At 50.5% G+C, this 5,566-nt stretch carries 5 protein-coding genes and 1 pseudogene; 2 read left to right on the forward strand and 4 right to left on the reverse strand.

The window, feature by feature from the left end; all coding sequences use genetic code 11:
- Nucleotides 1–365 precede the first annotated feature (365 nt).
- Nucleotides 366–698 (reverse strand): DUF4366 domain-containing protein, encoded by a 333-nt coding sequence (locus BMW41_RS13835; protein ID WP_074650786.1) that lies wholly within the window; start codon nucleotides 696–698, stop codon nucleotides 366–368.
- 146 nt (nucleotides 699–844) lie between these two features.
- Nucleotides 845–3,283 (reverse strand): ATP-dependent helicase, encoded by a 2,439-nt coding sequence (locus tag BMW41_RS13840; protein ID WP_074650788.1) that lies wholly within the window; start codon nucleotides 3,281–3,283, stop codon nucleotides 845–847.
- A gap of 237 nt (nucleotides 3,284–3,520) precedes the next feature.
- Between BMW41_RS13840 and BMW41_RS13845 the strand changes: the two genes are divergently transcribed.
- Nucleotides 3,521–4,132 (forward strand): DUF1836 domain-containing protein, encoded by a 612-nt coding sequence (locus BMW41_RS13845; RefSeq protein WP_074650789.1) that lies wholly within the window; start codon nucleotides 3,521–3,523, stop codon nucleotides 4,130–4,132.
- 147 nt (nucleotides 4,133–4,279) lie between these two features.
- On the opposite strand, the gene BMW41_RS13850 is transcribed toward BMW41_RS13845, so the two are convergent.
- A complete protein-coding gene (locus tag BMW41_RS13850) occupies nucleotides 4,280–4,621 on the reverse strand; it encodes a winged helix-turn-helix transcriptional regulator (RefSeq protein ID WP_074650791.1) in 342 nt (113 codons plus the stop codon).
- A gap of 144 nt (nucleotides 4,622–4,765) precedes the next feature.
- Between BMW41_RS13850 and BMW41_RS13855 the strand changes: the two genes are divergently transcribed.
- The gene (locus BMW41_RS13855; RefSeq protein ID WP_074650793.1) at nucleotides 4,766–5,119 is read left to right on the forward strand and encodes a cupin domain-containing protein; all 354 of its coding nucleotides are present in this window, start codon (nucleotides 4,766–4,768) and stop codon (nucleotides 5,117–5,119) included.
- A 181-nt stretch (nucleotides 5,120–5,300) separates the two neighbouring features.
- Here BMW41_RS13855 and BMW41_RS14820 read toward each other — a convergent pair.
- Nucleotides 5,301–5,566: pseudogene (locus tag BMW41_RS14820) on the reverse strand (maturase); the annotation flags it as partial.

The following is a 5,566-nucleotide window of genomic DNA, read 5'->3' on the forward strand; positions in this document are numbered from 1 at the left end:
AGCCGCTCACATGTGTAGACTTTTCTATCAAGGAAAAACAACATCACCTAATTTAGAAACCATTATTGCAAGAAATATTATACCGATTAGACCCGACAGGCACCGGGAACGAAAGCTAGCAGTAAAAATATTTCATGGTTTCCTCTACAGAGTAGCATAAAACAGATAAAATGAATATTTATTTTAGGCAGATATGAATCTGTCTTATTTGTGTGTCATAAATCAAGAAAAAGCAGGAAAGTCATTCACTTTCCTGCTAGTTTTTCTTTAGAGACGTCCAATAGCCAATGTTAACTTAATGACATTGCGCTTTCGCGTGCGCCCTCCCATTCATAAATCCGTCTACCATTGAAGAATCTGCGAAATTACTCCTCGTCCGCCTTGGACTCCTCGGTCTTTTCGCATTTCTCACACTTCTTTACCGGCTCGTCATCCTCGTAATCGAACTCATCCTCGTAATCATCGTCGAAATCGTCCTCATAGTCATCGAGGTAATCCGGTGTGAAGAAGCGGTATACCGCATAAGCGATCACGGCAATCACAGCAACTGCGCCGACAATCGAGAGAACCCAGATGATCCATCTCTTCTGCTTCTCCTCTTCTTCCTGTTTGTGGAGGAATTCGGACAATTTTGTCGCGTTCATGATCTCCTCAACCTTTGCAAGTGCGTCACTTCTCACGTTATCAAATCTGTTCATACGACCACGCTCCCTCTCATTCTACGGCTCTGCCGTGAGTTATTTTCTGAAAATATTATAGCACGAAAGCACATGTCAAGTAAACACTTGTGTTGATTTGAAAGCCTGCGCGATAACGTTTGGGCTGCGAACGTTATTCTACGAAATTATTGTTCCGTCCTTTTGAGTTTTGCAAATCCGGCAAGCATCTTTTTCTGTCCAACGCGGTCAAACTCGACGGTAACCTCGTAATCACGGCCCTCGTCTTTGATCGCCGTTACGGTTCCGGCGCCGAATTTAATGTGGGTTACCCGGTCGCCGGCCTCATAGTCCAGATGATCCGGCTTGGTCATCGCAGAACCTTTCTGGATTCCGCCCGGCCCTTTTTTCGCGGCACCTGCCGCGGACACACTCTTTAGACCGGCCGTGCCTCGATAGCTGCTGCCGAAACCGGAACTGCTGCCGGAACCTGCGCCGCCGAAGCCGGTTCCGCCGCCAAAGCCGAACCCGCCACCGAAGCCGGACCTGCTGCCAAAGCCGTTACCGCTTCCGGTAGACCGCCCTCTCGCCGACGGAGTCTCCCACGGAAGCCCGTCGGAATCCTCCCAGTCATATCTTCGGCGCTCCGAGCCGTAACCGCCGCCGAACCGGGATCCGTAACTCATACCGCCGGACAGATCCTTAACCTCGATCATATTCTCCGGGATCTCCTCGACAAAGCGGCTGACCGTCTCGCCCATCGTCTGTCCATGGATCATTCGCTGCGTCGCCGCGGTGAGAGTGAGCTTTTTCTCCGCCCGGGTAATGCCGACATAGCAGAGTCTTCGCTCTTCTTCGATGGCGGACGGATCCCCGTCAGAGATCGCCATGCCGCTCGGGAAGAGGCCGTCCTCCATGCCGCTCATATAGACATACGGAAACTCCAGCCCCTTTGCGGAGTGGAGTGTCATCAGCACCGCCCGGTTCTCGGAATCGTCCATGCTGTCGATGTCCGCCACAAGCGCTACTTCTTCCAGAAATCCGTCCAGTGTCGGATGATCTGTTCCGTTCGCATAACTGACAGCCTTGTTTTCCAGCTCGTCAATATTTTCCAGACGGGCCTCGGCCTCCACTTCCCCCTCCGCGCGGATCTCATCGCGGAGTCCGGTCTCGTCGAGAACCGCCTCGATCAGATCCCGGATGCTGATCTCGTTTGCGCGAATCCGGAAATCTTCAATCTGCTCCACGAATTTCTTCATTCCGTTCAGCGCTTTTCCCGCGCTCATGATGTTCTGCGCAGACTGCAGTCCGCGATAAAAGCTCATGCCGTTCGCCGCGGAAAACTCGATGATCTTTCCGACGGATGCCGCGCCGATTCCTCGCTTCGGAACATTGATGATGCGCTGTACCGCAATGTCATCGAGACCGTTCGCAATCGTCTTCAGGTACGCGAGAACGTCTTTGATCTCCTTGCGCTGATAGAAATTCACACCTCCCACCAGACGGTACGGGATGTTATACTGAAGAAATTTTTCCTCAACGATTCGGGACTGGGCGTTTGTCCGGTACAGCACGGCAAAATCGGAATAGTCCGCCTGACACGCCGCCTTGCGGGAAATGACATCTTTCGCGATTCCCTCGGCCTCCTCGTAGGCATTGCTGTAAAGTTCAAAGGTGACCTTGTCGCCCTGGTCGTTGTCCGTCCAGAGCTTCTTGTCCTTCCGGCCCCGGTTGTTTGCGATGACTTCATTGGCCGCATCCAGAATGCTCTTCGTCGATCGGTAGTTCTGCTCGAGTTTGATGACTTTTGCGCCGTCAAATGCCTTCTCGAAACTCAGAATATTCCGGATGTCCGCGCCGCGGAAGCCGTAGATCGACTGGTCATCATCGCCCACCACACAGAGATTGCGGTGGCGTTTTGCCAGAAGATCAATGAGACGGAACTGAACCGTGTTGGTATCCTGATACTCATCCACCATGATGTAACGGAACCGGTCCTGATAGTATTCCAGCACCTGCGGATATTTCTCAAAAAGCTGAACCGTCTTCACGAGAAGATCGTCAAAGTCGAGAGCATTGTTCTTTTTGAGTTCCTTCTGATACTCCATGTAGCAGTTTGCAAAGATTTTCCCCGGGAAGGAACCTCCGTTGTCGTCCATATACTGCTCTTCGTCGATCATCGCATTCTTGGCGGCAGAAATCTCGCTGAGCACGGACTTTTCCCGGAATTTCTTCGGATCGATGTTCAGCCGTTTCAGAATCTGCCGCATCAGCGCCTTCTGATCATCGGTATCGTAGATGGAAAAACTGTTCCCGTATCCAAGGTTATCGATGTAACGGCGAAGGATCCGGACACACATGGAATGGAAGGTCGAAACCCAGACGCTCTCCGCCCCCTGTCCGACAATCCGGTCGACACGCTCCCGCATCTCGGCGGCTGCTTTATTGGTAAATGTGATCGCGAGAATATTCCACGGCGCCACATTCATTTCCCCGATGAGGTAGGCAATGCGGTGCACCAGCACTCTCGTCTTTCCCGAACCCGCGCCGGCAAGGATCAGCAGCGGTCCTTCCGTCGACGCCACTGCCTCGCGCTGCATCGGATTTAATGTATTCAAATCGATCATAGATCCTCCAAATCGCACAGTTGTTCTGCTTTGCTGAATGTTAAGTATAATACATCCGAGGAAAAAAAGCGAGGGTGGGAATCTCTTGAAACATCGTTTTCATTACTATATAATGTTATTTGATTCCACATATGATTCAAAACACAGGCAAATATTGTGTTTTCCGTACATTATGTGTGCCGGGGCTTTCTTTTGGACCGGTAAATTCATGGAACCATGCACCAGAGGGAACAGATTATGCGATCGAATGACGAAAAATTCAAATCAATTCTGGAATACATCGACCGCCTGGACCACATTGATCCGGGGGAGATTCCGGGAATCAACTTATATATGGATCAGGTTCTCACGTTTATGAATGAGCGGCTCTCCGGCACCCAGCACAAGACGGAAGGTCCGGTCATCACCAAGACGATGATCAACAATTACGCGAAGAACCATCTCTTCCCGGCGCCGGTCAAGAAAAAGTATTCCAGAGACCACATTCTGATGCTGATTCTGATCCTCTATTACAAAAATGTCGTCTCTCTGTCGGACATCGAAGAGATCCTGACACCGCTCGGCGACCGGTACACCGGCCCGAATGCGGAGCCGGATCTGCCGTCCATCTACCGTGAAGTCTTTTCTCTCGAAACGGACCAGCGGGAACGGCTGAAACAGGATATCCGGGAGAAGTTCGACCGCGCGAAAGAGACCTTCCCCGAAGCGGAGGCCGAAGACCGTGAGCGCCTTCAGCTCTTTGCCTTCCTAAGCGAGCTGGCGTTCGATGTCTATCTGAAAAAAGAAATGATCGAACTCGTGGCCGATGAACTCCGGAACGAACACCCCGACAACAAAAAACATAAATGAACTGAAACAGGTATTCCTCATACGTCTGCCGTTATGAGAAATACCTGTTTTTTGAAATCCTTTTTTTAATCGTAATGTCACTGACGTTTTTGACCGATACCGCATGCCGGTCCCGCAGGTGCGGAAGCCTTTTCTGCTTCCATTTTACTACTTTAGCGGGGCATTTGTCTTCTTGAGTTCCGCGATGTACTCAAAACCAAACGACTCAATCTGATCCAATACTTTTCGGAACTTCTCTCCCATTTCACTCAGATTGTATTCCACGCGAGGCGGTACTTCCGCATACACCGTCCGGGTTATCAGGCGGTCTTCTTCTAATTGCCGAAGCTGCCTTGTCAGCATAGTTCTGGTAATCCCCGGGATATTTCTCTGCAGTTCGTTGAATCGCTGTGTTCCGGTGCTTAACTGAAACATAATAACGATGGCCCATTTGCCCTGCAATACCCGCTGTGTCGTTGCAAACGGACACTGTCCATAGATGCTCTTCATATGATTTTCTCCTGTATTCTCCACAATAGTCTCAAAAATGTGACTATGTAGTACAAATGTGCGTACTTTTATTTTTGACTCCAGATTCTATAATGATGATATCGCAGTCAAATACAAATAGCAATCACATGGAGGAAAACAAACATGACAAACTACCGCAAAGTAAGCACAGCAAACGATACCAGAACAGAGCTTCACGACGTACTCGGACTTACCGGTGCAGAGGTGAGCATGAACCATCTTCCCGCAGGAACCGGCGTTCCGTTCGTGCACGCTCATAAGAAGAACGAAGAGATCTACATTGTCTTATCCGGAAAGGGCAAGGCTGTTGTCGATGGTGACGAGATCCTTCTTCAGGCAGGAGACGTCGTTCGTATCTCTCCGGAAGGCAAGAGACAGTTCTCCGCGGCATCAGATTCCGAACTGAGTTACGCATGTATTCAGGTCAAAGCAGGATCCCTCGAAGGTTATACCGCCGAGGATGCCGTGATGTGCTGAATCGGTACCACAATCCGGGTTATCCGACGAGATGCAGCACGCTTCGCGAGTTACGAGCGTTTCGCCGCAGTCGCCAAGGCCTCGTGCAAACACAGGCTTTGGCCCGTTGTTGGCGATCGGATAGGGGAGATTTGACACTCCCCTTCCACACCACCGTACGTACCGTTCGGTATACGGCGGTTCAATAGTTTACACGAACTTTTAGATAGTGGGCTGATAAGGATGGATATCCGAGTCTGACCACTATTATCGTTTTGGTAAGCGCTGTGTTTAGCATCATCGCCGCTCTCCATGTGCCTTTTCTACAGTTAGCCAGTTCATGTACCTTCCATTCTGGCAAGTGTAGCGCCCTCAGCATCTTGTACCTCGTTCGCACCTTTTTCCATTGTTTCCAATACACTGCCCGGATTCTGTGGCGAAGCCACTCGTCCAGTTCCTCCATCAGGC

It is taken from the genome of [Clostridium] aminophilum (assembly GCF_900101295.1).
Classification (GTDB): Bacteria; Bacillota; Clostridia; order Lachnospirales; family Lachnospiraceae; genus Clostridium_R; species Clostridium_R aminophilum_A.

Bases quoted from the DNA above. Each gene is read 5' to 3' on its own strand.
- BMW41_RS13835 (WP_074650786.1), bottom strand. From the start codon at position 698: ATGAACAGATTTGATAACGTGAGAAGTGACGCACTTGCAAAGGTTGAG.
- BMW41_RS13840 (WP_074650788.1), bottom strand. From the start codon at position 3,283: ATGATCGATTTGAATACATTAAATCCGATGCAGCGCGAGGCAGTGGCG.
- BMW41_RS13845 (WP_074650789.1), top strand. From the start codon at position 3,521: ATGCGATCGAATGACGAAAAATTCAAATCAATTCTGGAATACATCGAC.
- BMW41_RS13850 (WP_074650791.1), bottom strand. From the start codon at position 4,621: ATGAAGAGCATCTATGGACAGTGTCCGTTTGCAACGACACAGCGGGTA.
- BMW41_RS13855 (WP_074650793.1), top strand. From the start codon at position 4,766: ATGACAAACTACCGCAAAGTAAGCACAGCAAACGATACCAGAACAGAG.